Source organism: Streptomyces sp. NBC_01591, assembly GCF_035918155.1.
Classification (GTDB): Bacteria; Actinomycetota; Actinomycetes; order Streptomycetales; family Streptomycetaceae; genus Streptomyces.
On sequence record NZ_CP109327.1, the window covers coordinates 1,509,045 to 1,527,706 of the forward strand.

At 70.7% G+C, this 18,662-nt stretch carries 2 protein-coding genes; both read right to left on the reverse strand.

What is annotated here, in order from left to right:
* Positions 1-109: 109 nt before the first annotated feature.
* On the reverse strand, positions 110-7,195 hold the full coding sequence (locus OG978_RS07200; protein ID WP_326764393.1) for a non-ribosomal peptide synthetase: 7,086 nt from the start codon (positions 7,193-7,195) through the stop codon (positions 110-112).
* Positions 7,192-18,561, reverse strand: coding sequence for a non-ribosomal peptide synthetase (locus OG978_RS07205; RefSeq protein WP_326764394.1), 11,370 nt, complete (start codon positions 18,559-18,561; stop codon positions 7,192-7,194). The genes OG978_RS07200 and OG978_RS07205 overlap by 4 nt, the downstream gene beginning before the upstream one ends.
* Between the last annotated feature and the right edge of the window lie 101 nt (positions 18,562-18,662).

Sequence of the window (18,662 nt, forward strand, 5' to 3'; positions counted from 1 at the left end):
ATGAGCGGCAGCCCGCGGGCAATTCGGCGTCCCGGGGGCAGCGGCGCAGGCACGCGAAGGTGCCCGGGTCCGCCGTCGTGGCGGACCCGGGCACCGGTGTGGTCCTGGGTCAGTGACGCACCCCGCGCAACTCCTCGGCCAGCACCTTTCCGATCTCGCGCAGCGGCTCGGCCGTGGTCATGTCCCAGTGTTCGCAGTCGATGTCGTACTCCTCGACCCGGCCCGTGACATGGGGTGCCCAGGCGTCGGCGCCGCCCGTCGCGGCCGGTGTGCGTGCGGCGTCGAAGAACACCGCGTCGCCGCCGAACCGCCGCCGGGGAACGTACCGGTAGCGCATCTCCAGGTTTCCGGCCGTGGCGGCGACGACCGCCGCGGCCTGGGCCGGCTCCAGCGCTCCCAGGATCGCGTCCTCGGCGCGGAGCACGGCGGCCAGCTCCTCGGCGTCCGGGGCGGTGTCGGCGCACCGTACGTCGAGTTCGGCACCGCGGCCGCCGAGCAGGGCGGTCAGCACCTCCCGGCCGGTGATGGCGGGTGGCCGGAATCCGTCGGGCAGCGGGTAGGAGTCGAGCAGCGCCAGCAGGGCCACCTCCTCGCCCTGCTCCTCCAGCCGGGCCGCGATGGCGTGCGCCACCAGACCGCCGAACGACCAGCCGAGCAGGTGGTACGGGCCGTGGGCCTGGACCGAGCGGATCTCGGCCACGTAGCCGTCCGCCATCTCCTCGATGCCGGCCGGCCGGTCCGAGGGGCTGGTCAACTCCTTTGCCTGCAGCCCGATCAGTGGCCGTCGCCCGCCGATGTGCCGGAGCAGACCGGCGTACGACCAGCTCATCCCGGAGATCGCGTGGACGCAGAACAGCGGGGCCTCGGTGTCGGCGGCGGACGCGGCCCGGATCGGCAGCAGCGTCTCCATCGGGTCGCCGCCGGTGTTCGTGGCGATGTGCTCGGCGAGCAGTACGGGTGTCGGGTACTGGAACAGGTCCCGGATGGTGACGCGGGTGTCCCAGATGGAGCGGATCCGGCCGATCAGCCGGGTGGCGAGCAGCGAGTGGCCGCCCAGTTGGAAGAAGTGGTCGTCGATGGTGACCGTTGTCAGTCCGAGGACCTCCGCGAAGAGGCCGCAGAGTACTTCCTCCGCCGGGGTGCGCGGCTCCCGGCCGCCGGCGGTGTCGGCCTGCGGCGGCTCGGGCAGTGCGCGGCGGTCGAGCTTGCCGTTGACCGTCAGGGGCAGTGCCTCCAGCGGCATGATCGTGGCCGGAACCATGTACTCGGGCAGGGCCGCCACCGCGTGCTGGCGCAGCTCGGGGAGGTCCGGCCTGCTGCCTTCGGTGGGCACCACGTACGCCACCAGTCGCTTGTCTCCGGGCCGGTCCTCGCGGATCAGCACCGCCACCTGGGCGAGGGTGGGGTGCCGCAGCAGTGCCGATTCGATCTCACCCGGCTCGATGCGGAAGCCCCGCAACTTGATCTGCTGGTCGGCCCGGCCGAAATACTCCAGCGCACCGTCCTGGCTCCAGCGGGCCAGGTCGCCGGTCCGGTACATCCGCGAGCCGGGTGCCCCGTGGGGGTCGGCGACGAACTGCTCCGCGCTCAGCACGGGCTGTCCGATGTAGCCGTGGGCGAGGCCGTGCCCGGCGACGTAGAGCTCGCCGGGGACGCCCGGTGGCAGCAGCCGGAGGTTCTCGTCCAGGACGTAGGCGTGCTTCCCGGCGATGGGCCGTCCGATCGGGATGGCGGGCGCCGGCCCGGTGAGGGTGTGGGTGGTGGTGAAGCCCATGCTCTCGGCGGGCCCGTAGCCGTTGACCAGGTGGAGGTGGGGGTGGTCGGCCAGTGCCTTGGCGGTGTGGGCGGGTGAGGCCGCCTCACCGGCGGTCATGGCCTCCTTGATCCGGGAGAAGACCGCCGGGTGCTCGTCGAGCATGTGGTTGAACAGGCTCGCCGACATCTGCAGGGTGGTGATCGCGTGCCGTTCGACCAGCTCCGCGATCTGGTGCGGGTCGGTGTGCTGGCCGGGCTGGAGGACGCAGACACCGCCGTGCAGGAGCGGTCCGAAGACCTCCAGGGCGAAGGCGTCCCAGGACACCGGTGAACTCTGCAGATAGGTCTGCCCGGGTCCGAAGTCCAGGTAGTCGGGGCCGATGAACGTGGCGGCCAGCGCCCGGTGCGAGGCGGCGACGCCCTTGGGGACTCCGGTCGAACCGGAGGTGAACATCACGCAGGCGATGGACTCCGGGTGCCCGCCCGTCTCCACCGGCGTCCCCGGCAGAGTACTGATCGCGGGTATCTCCGCGGTCAGGTCGACCAGGGTGGCCGGGGTCGACAGGGCTGTCAGGTGGGCCTGTGTGACCAGCGCCGCCGGATCGGTCTGCCCGAGCACGGTGTTCAGCCGGTCGGCCGGGAACTGCGGGTCGAGCAGGGTGTATCCGGCCCCGGCCTTCAGGGCGGCGAGCAGCGCGGCGATGAGCTGCGGGGACCGCTCCAGGTGAATGGCGACGATGCTGCCGGGGGTGACCCCGTGCGCGGTCAGGTGGCGGGCCAGCCGGTTGGACCAGATGTCCAGCTCCTGGTACGTCACCTGCTGGTCCTCGTGGATCAGCGCCACGGCCTGCGGTGTGCGGGCGGCCTGCTCCGTGAACAGTGCGCCGAGTCCGGGGCCGGGTGCCGAGGACTGTGCACCGCTCCACTCCCGCAGCTGGGCCCGCTCGTGCCCGGACAGCATCTCCAGCTCCGCGAGGGGCAGATCGGGGGTGGCCACGGCCCCGGTGAGGAGCCGGACCAGGCGGTCCGCCGTGGCCTCGATGGTCCGTGCGTCGTACAGGTCGGTGGTGTACTCGATCAGGATGTCGAGGCCGTCGGGGCGGCCGTCCGCGGCGTGGTTCTCGGCGAAGGCGAAGGTGAGGTCGAACTTCGCGACGGAGACCGGCGGAATGGCGAACTCGCTCTCCAGTCCGGCCAGTCGGGGGGCCTCGTTGCTGGTGTCGCCGACGGTGAGCATGACCTGGAAGAGGGGGTGCCGGGCGGTGGTGCGCTCGGGGTTGAGGGCCTCGACCAGCCGGTCGAAGGGCAGGTCCTGGTGGGCCCAGGCGGCGAGGTCGGTCTCCCGGACCCGGGTCAGCAGCTCACGGAAACTCGGGTCGCCGCTGGTGTCGGTGCGCAGGACGAGGGTGTTGACGAAGAAGCCGACGAGGTCGTCGAGCTTCTGGTCGGTGCGGCCGGCGACGGGCGATCCGAGCGGGATGTCGTGGCCGGCACCGGACCGGGACAGCAGGGTCGCCACGGCTGCCTGGGCGACCATGAACAGGGTGGTCCCGGTGTCCTGGGCCAGCGACATCAGGGCGGTGTGCAGCTCTGCGGGGCAGTGCACGGCGTGGGTGCGGCCTCGGTTGGAGGCGACGGCGGGGCGGGCGTGGTCGGCGGGAAGCGTGGCCTCCTCCGGCAGGTCGGCGAGCACCCCGCGCCAGTGGTCGAGTTGGCGTTCCTCGTCGCGTTCCAGGAGTCGTTGCTGCCAGAGGGAGTAGTCGGCGTACTGGACCGGCAGCGGCTCCCACGCGGGGGCGGCGCCCTCGGTGCGGGCCTCGTAGGCAGTGGCCAGGTCGCGGAAGAGCGGTCCGTTGGACCAGCCGTCGGAGGCGATGTGGTGGATCACGAGCATGAGGACGTGGTCCTCGGCCCCGAGTCTCAGCAGCTGTGCCCGGTACGGCAGTTCGGCCGCCAGGTCGAAGGTCCGGCCGGCCTGGGCGGCCAGCCGCTCCGCAAGCTCCTCCTCGGTGGTGGTGATCAGGGGGAGGTCGATGGTGGTCGGGGGGAGGATGTGCTGGTGGGGGGTTCCCTCGTGGGTGGGGAGGACGGTACGCAGGCCTTCGTGGCGGGTGGTTACGTCGGTGAGGGCGAGCTGGAGCGAACGGTGATCGAGGGGGCCCTTGAGCCGCAGGGCGAGCGGGATGTTGTAGGTGGCGGACGGGCCTTCCATCTGGTCGAGGAACCACAGCCGCTGCTGCGCGGAGGAGAGCGGAACGATCTCCGGCCGCTCCCCGGGCATCAGTGCCGGCCGCCGTTCCCCGCTGCCCTCGGCCGCGATCCGCTCGGACAGCTGCGCGACGGTCGCGTACTGGAACAGGTCCCGGATGGTGATCTCGGTGTCCCACACGGCCCGGATGCGGCTGATGAGGCGGGTGGCGAGCAGGGAGTGGCCGCCGCGCCGGAAGAAGTGGTCGTCGATGGTGACCGACGACAGTCCGAGAACGGCGGCGAAGAGGCCGCACAGGACTTCCTCGGCGGGCGTGCGGGGCGGGCGCCCGCCGGTGTCGGTGCTCTGCTGGGGTGCGGGCAGGGCTCGTCGGTCGACCTTGCCGTTGGTGGTGAGCGGGATTTCGTCGAGGACGACGTAGGCGGACGGGACCATGTACTCCGGGAGTGCGCCGGCGATCTCGCGGTGCACCGCGTCGGTGTCGATGCGGGCGCCGTCGGCGGCGACGAGGTAGGCGGCGAGGCGCTTGTCGCCGGGCCGGTCCTCCCGGACCACGACGGTCGCCTGACCCACTGACTCGTGGGCGGTCAACGCGCCCTCGATCTCGCCGAGTTCGATGCGGAAGCCGCGGAGCTTGACCTGCTGGTCGGCCCGGCCGAGGTACTCCAGGGACCCTTCGAGGTTCCAGCGGACCAGGTCGCCCGTCCGGTACATCCGCGTACCGGCCGGGCCGTACGGGTCCGCGACGAAGCGCTCCGCCGTCAGCGAGGCGCGGTCGAGATACCCCTGCGCCAGGCCGGCCCCCGCGATGTACAGCTCGCCGAGAGCGCCCGGCGGGACCAGCCGCAGGGCGGCGTCGAGAACGTACAGCCGGTGGTTGTCGAGGGGCTCACCGATCGGGATGGCACCCGAGTAGTCCAGCGGGCGGTGGATGCGGTGCGTGGAGGCGAAGGTGGTGGTCTCCGTCGGACCGTAACCGTTGACGACCGTGACGTCCGGGCAGTGGTCCATGACGCGACGCACCGCCTCCGGCGGAACCACGTCACCGCCCGCCCACACCTCACTCACCCCGGCGAACGCCCCGGGCGCCTCTTCCGCCATGACGCGGAAGAGACCGGCGGTCATCCAGAGCGCGGTGATCCGGTGCTCGGTGAGCAGCCGTTGGTAGTCGGCGGGGGCGAGATGGCCGCGCGGTGCCACCACGACCGTGCGGCCGTTCAGCCACGGCACCCAGATCTCGTACGTCGAGGCGTCGAAGGCGGCCGGCGAGTGGAACAGCACACGCCGGTGGTTGCCGTTGGTGTACATGCTCTGCGCGGCCAGGTCCGCCACGTTGCGATGGGTGACCGCGACGCCCTTGGGCACCCCCGTCGAACCCGATGTGAACATCGCGTACACCGGCTGGTCGGGGTGGATGGTGTGGGCGGGAGCGGTGGCGGGGAGCCGGCCGAGGTCGGTGGTGTCGCCCAGGACGACGATCTGCGCGTCGGCGTCCCGGACGACCTGGTGTTCCGAGAGGGCCTGGTCGGTGAGCAGGACCGGTGCGCGGGTGTCGGCCAGGATCTGGACGAGCCGGCTGTCCGGGTCGGTGGTGTTCAGCGGGGCGTACACGGCACCGGCCTTGACCACGGCGAGCAGCGCGGTGAGCAGGTCGGTCGAGCGCTCCATCAGGACGGCGACCACGTCGTGGCGCTCGACTCCGACGTTGATGAGGTGGTGGGCCAGCCGGTTGGTGACCTCGTCGAGTTCGGCGAACGTCAGATCGTGGTCCTCGTCCACCAGGGCTATCGCGTCCGGGGTGCGGGCGGCCTGGGCGGCGAACAGTTCCGCCAGGCTCTTCTCGGAGGTGCCGGTGGCGGTGCCGCTCCGCTCCTCCAGGAGCAGCCGCCGCTCGTGCTCACCGAGCAGGTCGAGGACCGACAGCGGGGTGTCGGGCGAGGTGACCACGGCTTCCAGCAGCCTGTTCAGCCGTGCCATGAGGGCGTCGATGGTTCGGGCGTCGTAGAGGTCGGTGGCGTACTCGATGGTGATGTCCAGGCCGTCGGGCCGACCGTCGCGGGTGCGGTGCTCGGCGAAGCCGAAGGTCAGGTCGAACTTGGCGATCTGCAGGGCGCTGTACTCGGTACGGGCGTCGAGCCCCGGGAACCCGATGACGTCGGACCCGGCCTCGCCCATGGTGAGCATCACCTGGAAGAGCGGGTGGCGGGAGGCGGAGCGCTCGGGGTTCAGCACCTCGACCAGCCGGTCGAAGGGCAGGTCCTGGTTGTCCCAGGCCGCCAGGTCCGTCTTGCGGACCCGGGAGAGCAGGTCGCGGAAGCTCGGGTCGCCGGTCAGATCCGTGCGCAGCACCAGCGTGTTGACGAAGAACCCGACCAGACCGTCGAGTGCCTCGTCGATGCGGCCCGACACCGGGGAGCCGATGGGGATGTCGGGGCCGGCGCCGGAGCGGGACAGGGCGGTCGCCACGGCGGCCTGGACCGCCATGAACAGGGTGGCGCCGGACTCCCGCGCGAGGTGTGTCAGACCGATGTGGAGCTCGGCGGGCAGGTGGACGTCGCAGGTGGCGCCCACGTACGAGGCGGAGGCCGGGCGCGGACGGTCGGCCGGCAGCGTGGCCTCTTCTGGCAGCTCCGCCAACGCCTGGCGCCAGAACTCCAGTTGGCGGGATCCGGCGCTCTCCGGGTCGTCGCCCTCACCGAGCAGTTCCTGCTGCCACAGGGTGTAGTCGGCGTACTGGACCGGGAGCGGCTCCCAGCCGGGCGCGACGAGCTGGGCTCGGGCCTCGTAGGCGGTGGCGAGGTCCTGGAGCAGAGGAGCGGTCGAGCCGCCGTCCGACACGATGTGGTGCATCACGATGAGCAGGACGTGCTCCTGCTCGCCGAGGGCGATCAGGCGGGCCCGGATCGGCAGGTCCACCGCGAGGTGGAAGACCTGGGCGGACTCCTCGGCGAGAACGGTCGGCAGCGTCGCGGCGTCGGCCGGGACGACCGGCAGCGGGAGCTCCACGTCCTCCTCGGCAAGGATGTGCTGGTACGGAGTGCCGTCCTGGTCGGGGAAGAGGGTGCGCAGGCTCTCGTGTCTGCCGACCAGGTCCAGGAGTGCCGACTGAAGGGCCGGGCGGTCGAGTTCGCCGTTGAGGCGCACGGCGAGCGGGATGTTGTAGGTGGTCGACGGCCCTTCCATCTGGGCGATGAACCACAGCCGCTGCTGGGCGAATGACAGGGGAATCACTTGGTCACTCCCATCCGGCGCATCGGCCGAAGTCTGGGCCGTGCGGCCTCGGCGCCGTCGAGCTTCTCGACGAGCGCGGCCACGATCGGGTTTTCGAAGAGAGTCGCAACGGAGAGTTCGACCCCGAGTACGGTGCGGATCCGGCCGACGAGCCGGGTGGCGAGGAGCGAATGCCCGCCGAGGTGGAAGAAGTGGTCGTCGATGGTGACCACCGGCAGTCCCAGAATCTCCGCGAAGAGTCCGCAGAGGACTTCTTCCTTTGCGGTGCGCGGTGCGCGCCCGGTGGCTTCGTTGCCGAACTGCGGGGCGGGCAGGGCTCGTCGGTCGACCTTGCCGTTGACGGTGAGCGGGATCTCGTCGAGGACCACGAAGGCGGACGGGATCATGTAGTCGGGCAGCAGCCCGGACACCTGCCGCTGGACGTCCCCGGGTTCGACCCGGGCGCCTTCCTCCGCGGTGAGGTAGGCGACGAGGCGTTTGTCGCCGGGCCGGTCCTCCCGGACGACGACGGTGGCCTGGGCCACGCCCGGTCGGCCGGCGAGGACGGTCTCGATCTCGCCCGGCTCGATGCGGAAGCCGCGGAGCTTGACCTGCTGGTCGGCCCGGCCGAGGTATTCGAGGGAGCCTTCGTGGTTCCAGCGGACCAGGTCCCCGGTGCGGTACATCCGCGTACCGGCCGGGCCGTACGGGTCGGCGACGAAGCGGTCGGCGGTCAGCGAGGGGCGGTCGAGATACCCCTGCGCCAGGCCGGCCCCCGCAATGTACAGCTCCCCCGGAGTACCCGGCGGGACCAGCCGCAGGCCCTCGTCAAGAACGTACAGCCGATGGTTGTCGAGCGGCTCACCGATCGGGATCGCACCCGCGTAGTCCAGCGGACGGTGAATACGGTGCGTGGAGGCGAAGGTCGTCGTCTCCGTCGGACCATAACCGTTCACCACCGTGACGTCCGGGCAGCAGTCCATCACGCGGCGCACCGCCTCCGGCGGAACCACATCACCCCCCGCCCACACCTCACGCACCCCGGCAAACGCCCCGGGCGCCTCCTCCGCCATCACCCGGAACAGACCCGCCGTCAACCACAACGAGCTGATCCGGTGCTCGGCCAGCAGCCGCTGGTAGTCGGCCGGGGCCAGGTGTCCTGCGGGGGCTACTACGAGGGTGCCGCCGTTCAGCCACGGCACCCACATCTCGTACGTCGAGGCATCGAACGCCATCGCCGAGTGGAACAACACCCGAGTGTGATTGCCGTTCGCGTACATCGTCTGCGCCGCCAGATCCGCGACATTACGATGCGTGACCGCAACACCCTTCGGCACACCCGTCGAACCCGACGTGAACATCGCGTACACCGGCTGATCCGCATGCACCGACACCCCAGGATCCGAGGTGTCCAAGGAAACACCCCCACCACCCGACACCGGACCCAGCACCCGCACACCCACCGGCAACACCAGCGAACCCGGATCCCGGTCCGTCACCACATGCGTGACCCCCGACTCCCCCACAATCAACTCGACACGATCCGCCGGATACCGGGTGTCCAACGGCACATACACCGCACCCGCCTTCACCACACCCAACGTGGCAACAACCGCATCCACCGAACGATCCTGCAACAACGCGACCCGACTGCCCGGCCGCACCCCCTCACCCATCAACCGACGCGCCACACCATTGGCCAGCACATCAAGCTCACGATAGGAAACCTCACGCCCCCCACCCACCACCGCGACCGCATCCGGAGTCCGCACCACCTGCGCCGCGAACAACCGCGCAAGACCCGCATCCGGACCACCCGTGACCGCACCGGCCCACTCCCCCAGCAACACCCCACGCTCACCCGCCGACAACAACTCCAAATCACCCACCGGCACATCCGGCGCCAACACAGCAGCACCCAACAACCGAACCAACCGCTCACCCGCCAACTCCACCGAACGCGCGTCATACAGATCCGTCGCGTACTCGATCGTGATGTCCAGACCACCCGGCCCACCATCCACCCCACGGTGCTCGGCGAAGCCGAAGGTCAGATCGAACTTGGCGATCTCCACCTTCGAGAACTCGTACTCCGCTTCCAGCCCCGGGAGTTCGGGTGCTTCGGCGGACATGTCGCCGACGGTGAGCATGACCTGGAAGAGGGGGTGCCGGGCGGTGGTGCGCTCGGGGTTGAGGGCCTCGACCAGCCGGTCGAAGGGCAGGTCCTGGTGGCTCCAGGCGGCGAGGTCGGTCTCCCGGACCCGGGTCAGCAGCTCACGGAAGCTCGGGTCGCCGCTGGTGTCGGTGCGCAGGACGAGGGTGTTGACGAAGAAGCCGACCAGATCGTCGAGGGCCTGATCCGTACGACCGGCGACGGGCGATCCGAGCGGGATGTCGTAGCCCGCGCCGGAACGCGACAGCAGCGTCGACACCGCCGCCTGGGCCACCATGAACAGGGTGCTTCCGGTGTCCTGGGCCAGCGAGGTGAGCGAGTCGTGCAGGTCGGCCGGGCAGTGCACGGTGTGCGTGGTGCCCCGGTTGGACGCGGTGGCCGGCCTTGGCCGGTCGGCCGGGAGCGTCGCCTCCTCCGGCAGGTCCGCCAACGCATTTCGCCAGTAGTCGAGTTGGCGTTCCTCGTCGCTCCCCAGGAGCCGTTGCTGCCAGAGGGAGTAGTCGGCGTACTGGACCGGCAGCGGCTCCCACGCGGGCGCGGTGCCCTCGGTGCGGGCCTCGTAGGCGGTGGCCAGGTCGCGGAAGAGCGGTCCGTTGGACCAGCCATCGGAGGCGATGTGGTGGATGACCACCAGCAGGATGTGTTCCTGCTCGCCGAGCGAGAGCAGGTGCGTGCGGATCGGCGGCTGGACGGCCAGGTCGAAGGTGGCCGAGGAGAGGTCGGCCAGTCGTGCGGTGAGTGCCTCCTCGGTGGTGGTGATCAGGGGGAGGTCGATGGTGGTCGGGGGGAGGATGTGCTGGTGGGGGGTTCCCTCGTGGGTGGGGAAGACGGTACGCAGGCCTTCGTGGCGGGTGGTTACGTCGGTGAGGGCGAGCTGGAGCGAACGGTGATCGAGGGGGCCCTTGAGCCGCAGGGCGAGCGGGATGTTGTAGGTGGCGGACGGGCCTTCCATCTGGTCGAGGAACCACAGCCGCTGCTGCGCGGAGGAGAGCGGAACGATCTCCGGCCGCTCCTCGGCCATCAGCGCCGGCCGGGGCAGTTCGCCACTGCTCGCGGTGACGCACTCCGAGAGGGCGAACACCGTCGGGTTGCGGAACAGGTCCTTCACCCCGAGCTGGACCCCGAACGCGCGCCGGATGCGGCTGATCAGACGGGTGCCCAGCACCGAGTGGCCGCCCCGGTGGAAGAAGTGGTCGTCGATGGTGACCGACGGCAGTCCGAGAACGGCCGCGAAGAGGCCGCAGAGCACCTCTTCCTGCAGTGTGCGTGGTGCTCGCCCGTTGGCGGCGTGGGAAACCTGGGGTGCGGGCAGGGCGCGTCGGTCGACCTTGCCATTGGTGGTGAGGGGAATCTCGTCGAGGACGACGAAGGCGGACGGGACCATGTACTCGGGCAGGGCTCCCGAGACATGACCGCGCAGCTCGGCCACGTCGATCCGGGCGCCGTCGGCGGCGACGAGGTAGGCGGCGAGGCGCTTGTCGCCGGGCCGGTCCTCCCGGACCACGACGGTCGCCTGACCCACTGATTCGTGGGCGGTCAACGCGCCCTCGATCTCGCCGAGTTCGATGCGGAAGCCGCGGAGCTTGACCTGCTGGTCGGCCCGGCCGAGGTACTCCAGGGACCCTTCGAGGTTCCAGCGGACCAGGTCGCCCGTCCGGTACATCCGCGTACCGGCCGGGCCGTACGGGTCCGCGACGAAGCGCTCCGCCGTCATGCCCGGCCGGCCGAGGTAGCCACGGGCGAGACCGGCGCCGGCGATGTACAGCTCGCCGGGCGTACCCGGCGGCACCAGCCGCAGTCCCTCGTCCAGAACGTAGAGCCGATGGTTGTCGAGCGGCTCACCGATCGGGATCGCACCCGAGTAGTCCAGCGGGCGGTGGATACGGTGCGTCGTGGCGAAGGTCGTGGTCTCCGTCGGACCGTAACCGTTGACAACGGTGAGGTCCGGGCAGCGGTCCATGACGCGGCGCACCGCCTCCGGCGGAACCACATCACCCCCCGCCCACACCTCACGCACCCCCGCGAACGCCTCCGGGACCTCCTCTGCCATCACCCGGAACAGACCCGCCGTCAACCACAACGAGCTGATCCCGTGCTCGGCCAGCAGCCCGCCCAGGGTCCCGGGTTCGAGGTATCCCGGGGGTGCCACCACGACCGTGCCCCCGTTCAGCCACGGCACCCAGATCTCGTGCGTCGAGGCGTCGAAGGTGTGCGGCGAGTGGAAGAGCACCCGGGTGTGGCTGCCGTTCGCGTACATGGTCTGCGCGGCCAGGTCCGCCACGTTGCGGTGCGTGACCGCGACACCCTTCGGGACCCCCGTCGAACCCGATGTGAACATCACGTACAGCCGCTGGTCGGGGTGGGCGCCGGGCGCCGGTGGTGTCGACGGGAGGTGGGCGAAGTCGTCGGTTCCGTCGAGCACGAGGGTCTCGGCGGCGGTCTGGGCCACGATCGGGTGATCGGCCAGCGCCCGGTCGGTGAGCAGGACCGACGCCTCGGTCTCCGTGAGAATCCGGAGCAGCCGGGTGTCGGGGTCCGCGGTGTTGAGCGGGGCGTAGACGCCGCCGGCCTTGACCACCGCGAGGATCCCGGTGAGCAGGTCCGCCGACCGCTCCATCAGGACGGCGACGACACGCTCCGGCCGGACACCGAGGCCCACCAGGTGGTGGGCCAGTCGGTTGGTGTCCGCGTCCAGCTCCGCGTAGGTCAGCTCCCGGTCGCCGTCGACCAGGGCGATCGCGTCCGGGGTACGGGCGGCCTGCGCGGCGAACAGTTCCGCGAGCCCCGCACCGGAGGAACCGGTGACCGCCCCGTTCCAGCGCTCCAGGAGCTGGTGGCGCTCGTCCGCGCCGATGAACTCCAGTTCACCTACGGGGATTTCGGGACGTTCGACGGCGTCGCCCAGCAGCCGGACCAGCCGGGCGGTGACTGCCTCGACGGTGCCGGCGTCGTACAGGTCGGTGGCGTACTCGACCCTGATGTCCAGCCCACCGGGGCGGCCGTCGGCCGTGCGGTGTTCGTGGAAGGAGAAGGTCAGGTCGAACTTGGAGATCTCCAGCGTCGTGAAGCCCGACTCGGCTGTGATTCCGGGGAGTTCGAGGGTGGGGGTGAGTGCTTCCTGGAGGGTGAGAACCACCTGGAACAGGGGGTGTCGGGCGGTGGAGCGCTCGGGGTTGAGGGTCTCCACCAGCCGGTCGAAGGGCAGGTCCTGGTGGGCCCATGCCGCCAGGTCGGACTCCCGGACCCGGGTCAGCAGCTCGCGGAAGCTCGGGGCGCCGGTCAGATCCGTGCGCAGCACCAGGGTGTTGACGAAGAACCCGACCAGATCGTCGAGGGACTGCTCGGAGCGGCCCGCGATCGGGGCGCCGATCGGGATGTCCTCCCCCGCCCCGGAGCGGGAGAGCGCGGTGGCGACGGCGGCCTGGGCCACCATGAACATCGTGCTGCCGGTCTCCCGGGCCAGTCGTGTCAGCGCTTCGTGCAGCTCCGCGGGGACGTGGACGCTGTGGGTGGAGCCGCGGTAGGTGGCGACCGCCGGGCGCGGCCGGTCGGCCGGCAGGGTGGCCTCGTCGGGCAGCCCGTCCAGTGTGTGGCGCCAGAACTCGACCTGCCGGTCCCCGTCCGCCGCGAGCAGTTCCTGTTGCCAGAGGGTGTAGTCGGCGTACTGGACCGGCAGCGGCTCCCACACGGGGGCGGCGCCCTCGGCGCGGGCGGTGTAGGCGGCTGCCAGGTCCCGCAGCAGCGGGGCGGTGGACCAGCCGTCGGAGGCGATGTGGTGCATCACCACCAGCAGCACGTGTTCCTGGTCCCCGAGTGCGAACAGGGCTGCCCGGAGGGGCAGTTCGGATTCGAGATCGAAGCTCCGGGCGGCCTGTGCGCCGAGCTCCACTTCCAACGTGGCCTCGGTCGCCGCGACGACGGGCAGCTCCACCCGCACCTCGGCCGCCGGGAGCTGCCACTGGTAGGCGGCGTCGTCCGCCATCCCGAAGAGGGTGCGCAGCGACTCGTGCCGCACCACCAGGTCGGTGAGCGCGAGCTGGAGGGCCTGCTGGTCGAGTGCGCCCGAGAGGCGCAGGGCCAGCGGAATGTTGTACGTCGCCGAGGGCCCCTCCAGGTGGTGCAGGAACCAGAGGCGCTGCTGGGCCGAGGAGAGCGGCACCCGCTCGGGCCTCACCGCTTCCCGCAGTGCGGGCCGCTGCACGGCGTCCCCGCCCGCTTCCACGTACTCGGCCAGCGAGGCCACCGTCGGGCCCTGGAAGAGGTCCCGGACGGTGATCTGGACACCGAAGGTCTGCCGGATGCGGCTGATGAGACGGGTGGCGAGCAGGGAATGGCCGCCGAGGTGGAAGAAGTGGTCGTCGATGGTGACCGACGGGAGTCCGAGGACCTCCGCGAAGAGGCCGCACAGGACCTCCTCGCCCGGTCCCCGGGGCGCGCGCCCGGTGGTTTCGTTGCCGAACTGCGGGGCGGGCAGGGCACGTCGGTCGACCTTGCCGTTGACGGTGAGCGGGATCTCGTCGAGGACCACGAAGGCGGACGGGACCATGTACTCCGGGAGTGCGCCGACGATCTCTCGGCGCACCGCGTCGGTGTCGATGCGGGCGCCGTCGGCGGCGACGAGGTAGGCGGCGAGGCGCTTGTCGCCCGGCCGGTCCTCCCGGACCACGACGGTCGCCTGACCCACTGGCTCGTGGGCGGTCAACGCGCTCTCGATCTCGCCGAGTTCGATGCGGAAGCCGCGGAGCTTGACCTGCTGGTCGGCCCGGCCGAGGTATTCGAGGGAGCCTTCGTGGTTCCAGCGGACCAGGTCCCCGGTGCGGTACATCCGCGTACCGGCCGGGCCGTACGGGTCGGCGACGAAGCGGTCGGCGGTCAGCGAGGGGCGGTCGAGATACCCCTGCGCCAGGCCGGCCCCCGCAATGTACAGCTCCCCCGGGGTACCCGGCGGGACCAGCCGCAGGCCCTCGTCAAGGACATACAGCCGGTGGTTGTCGAGAGGCTCACCGATCGGGATCGCACCCGCGTAGTCCAACGGACGGTGAATACGGTGCGTCGAGGCGAAGGTCGTCGTCTCCGTCGGACCATAACCGTTCACCACCGTGACGTCCGGGCAGCAGTCCATCACGCGGCGCACCGCCTCCGGCGGAACCACATCACCGCCCGCCCACACCTCACGCACCCCGGCAAACGCCCCGGGCGCCTCCTCCGCCATCACCCGGAACAGACCCGCCGTCAACCACAAGGCGGTGATGCCGTGTTCAGCGATCAACTCCTCGTACGCTGCTGCGTCGAGATGCCCTGCGGGGGCTACTACGAGGGTGCCGCCGTTCAGCCACGGCACCCACATCTCGTACGTCGAGGCATCGAACGCCATCGCCGAGTGGAACAACACCCGAGTGTGATTGCCGTTCGCGTACATCGTCTGCGCCGCCAGATCCGCGACATTACGATGCGTGACCGCAACACCCTTCGGCACACCCGTCGAACCCGACGTGAACATCGCGTACACCGGCTGATCCGCATGCACCGACACCCCAGGATCCGAGGTGTCCAAGGAAACACCCCCACCACCCGACACCGGACCCAGCACCCGCACACCCACCGGCAACACCAGCGAACCCGGATCCCGGTCCGTCACCACATGCGTGACCCCCGACTCCCCCACAATCAACTCGACACGATCCGCCGGATACCGGGTGTCCAACGGCACATACACCGCACCCGCCTTCACCACACCCAACGTGGCAACAACCGCATCCACCGAACGATCCTGCAACAACGCGACCCGACTGCCCGGCCGCACCCCCTCACCCATCAACCGACGCGCCACACCATTGGCCAGCACATCAAGCTCACGATAGGAAACCTCACGCCCCCCACCCACCACCGCGACCGCATCCGGAGTCCGCACCACCTGCGCCGCGAACAACCGCGCAAGACCCACATCCGGACCACCCGTGACCGCACCGGCCCACTCCCCCAGCAACACCCCACGCTCACCCGCCGACAACAACTCCAAATCACCCACCGGCACATCCGGCGCCAACACAGCAGCACCCAACAACCGAACCAACCGCTCACCCGCCAACTCCACCGAACGCGCGTCATACAGATCCGTCGCGTACTCGATCGTGATGTCCAGACCACCCGGCCCACCATCCACCCCACGGTGCTCGGCGAACGAGAACGTCAGATCGAACTTGGCGAACCGCAGCCAGGTGAACTCCGACTCGGTGTCCAGCTCCCCGGCGACGAGCCTCGGCGTGGCCGCGTCGGTCAGCGTCAGCATCACCTGGAACAGCGGGTGCCGGGCGGCGGACCGGTCCGGGTTGAGGGCCTCGACCAGCCGGTCGAAGGGCAGGTCCTGGTGGCTCCAGGCCGCGAGGTCGGTCTCCCGGACCCGGGTCAGCAGCTCACGGAAGCTCGGGTCGCCCGTCAGATCCGTGCGCAGGACGAGCGTGTTGACGAAGAAGCCGACCAGATCGTCGAGGGCCTGATCCGTACGACCGGCGATCGGCGATCCGAGCGGGATGTCGTAGCCCGCGCCGGAACGCGACAGCAGCGTCGACACCGCCGCCTGGGCCACCATGAACACCGAGGCGCCCGACTCGCGCGCCAGCTCCGCGAGCGAGGAGTGGACATCCTCGGAGAGGTGCACGGTGTGGGTGGCGCCTCGGTAGGAGGCGACGGCCGGCCGCTGCCGGACGGCGGGCAGCGTGACCTCCTCCGGGAGGTCCGCCAATGTCCGCTGCCAGAAGTCGAGTTGACGGGAGGCAACGCTCTCCTGGTCAGCCGGGTCACCGAGCACGCCGCGGTGCCAGAGTGCGTAGTCCGCGTACTGGGCGGGCAGCGGCTCCCAGGCAGGGCGCTCACCACGCGAACGGGTCGCGTAGGCGGTGCTCAGGTCACGCATCAGCGGTTGGTAGGACCAGCCGTCGGAGACGATGTGGTGCATGACCACCAGGAGTACGTAGTCGTGCTCGCCGAGGCTGAACAGCCGTGCCCGGAACGGCAGATCGGCCGCCAGGTCGAAGATGCGCTCGGACTCGGCGGTGAGCAGTGCCGCGACGTCGTCCTCGGCCGCCGGGGTGACAGGCAGCTCCACCCGGACGCTGTCGGCGGGCAGGATCCGCTGGTAGGCCTGCCCCTCGGCCTGACCGAACACGGTGCGCAGGCTCTCGTGCCGTCCCGCGACATCGGTGAACGCGGACTCCAGGGCCGCGACGTCGAGGTCACCCCGTACCCGAACGGCGAGCGGGATGTTGTACGTCGCCGACGGGCCCTCCAACTGGTCGAGGAACCAGAGCCGTTGCTGGGCCGCCGACAGCGGCAGCGGTTCGGGCCGCTCCTGGGCCGTCAGGGCCGGGCGGGCGGACTCTCCGCCGCCGGTGGCGACGTATTCGGCGAGCAGCGCCACGGTCGGGTACTCGAAGAACTGTCGCAGTGTCAGCTGGACGTCGAGGACGGTGCGCACCCGGCTGACCAGCCGGGTCGCCAGCAGCGAGTGGCCGCCGACGGTGAAGAAGTCGTCGTCGATGCCGATGGACGGCAGGCCGAGGGAGTGGGCGAAAAGGCCGCAGAGGACCTCCTCGACAGGGTTGCGCGGGCCCCGGCCGTCGGCTGCCGCGCCGGCGCGGGGTGCGGGCAGGGCGCGCCGGTCCAGCTTGCCGTTCGGGGTCAGCGGCAGGGTCCCCATCGGGACGACCGCCGAGGGCACCATGTACTCGACGAGCTGCTCGCCCACGTAATGGAGGAGTTCGGCTCCGTCCAGGACGCCTTCCTCGGCGGGTACGGCGTAGGCGACCAGGCGCTTGTCGCCGGGCCGGTCCTCGCGGACGATGACCGCGGCCTGGGCGACGGAGGGGTGGCGGACCAGTACGGTCTCGATCTCGCCGAGCTCGATGCGGTTGCCGCGCAGCTTGACCTGCTGGTCCGCGCGGCCCAGGAAGACGACCTCGCCGTGTTCGTTCCAGGCGGCCAGGTCGCCGGTGCGGTACATGCGGGTGCCGGCCGGTCCGTACGGGTCGGCGGTGAAGCGCTCGGCGGTCAGGGCCGGGAGTCGGCCGTAGCCCTGGGCGAGGTGCGGTCCCGCGACGTAGAGTTCGCCGGTTTCGCCCGGGGCGGTGTGGCGCAGGTCGGCGTCCAGCACGTACATGGCGGTGTTCGCCATCGGGATGCCGAGGTGCAGCCGGTCGAGGGTGCGCACCTCGGGGGTGAAGGCCTGGTAGCTGCAGAAGACGGTCGCCTCCGTGGGACCGTAGACGTGCACGAACGTGGTGTCCGGGCAGTGGCCGAGGGCCCGTTGGAGGGCGGTGGCGGACAGGACGTCGCCGCCGGTCCAGATCTCGCGCAGCTGCTTGAGGCCGTCGATCGCCTCGCTGGCCATGGCGTCGAAGAGGGCGGTCGTGAAGTAGGCGGCGGTCACGTCGTAGCGGACGACGGCGTCGGCCAGCTCGCCGATGTCGATCTTCGGGGCGGACAGCACGACTGCCAGTCCGCCGCGCAGCAGCGGAACCCACAGTTCATAGGTCGAGGAGTCGAAGGGCAGCGGCGAGTAGGCGAGCACCCGCTCGTGGGCCGCGGCGCCGAAGCCCGGGTCCAGGGCCAGTTCGACCACGTTGCGGTGGGTGTTCACGACGCCCTTGGGGGTGCCGCTGGAGCCGGAGGTGAACATCATGTACAGCGGCTGGTCGGGGTGGACCGTGACATCGGGGGCGGTGGCATCCGTGCCGGCCGTGGCGCTCTCGTCGTCGAGCCGCAGGGCGGGCAGGTCTCCCGCGAAGCCGGTCTCTCCGGCCGGGCGGTCGGTCACCAGAAGGGTGGCCCCGGTGTTGCCGAGGATCCAGCCGAGGCGCTCCTCGGGCTGACGGGGGTCGAGGGGTACGTACACCCCGCCGCTCTTCAGCACGGCGAGGACCGTGATGACGTAGGCGAACGAGCGGTCGAAGAGGAGGCCGACGGCGTCGCCCGGCCGTACGCCCTCGGCGACGAGTCGGTGTGCGAGTGCGTTGGCCGCGCCGTCCAGCTCCCGGTAGGTGAGACGGCGGTCCTCGCGGACGAGTGCGACGGCCTCCGGGGTGCGGGCGGCCTGCGCGGCGAAGAGAGCGTGCAGCGCGCCCTCGGGAAGGTTCTCGGCCGTGTCGTTGTACGCGGCGACGTGCGCGGGGACGACGACGCCGAGGGAGAGAGCTGGATCTGCTTGCGGCTGGGACATCTCGACACCTTCTTGGTAGCTCGGATCTCGTGGTCTCGCGGCGTGCCGGGAGACCGACGGAGCCACGGTGGATGACGTGCGGATGGTGCGAAGTGGAGCGG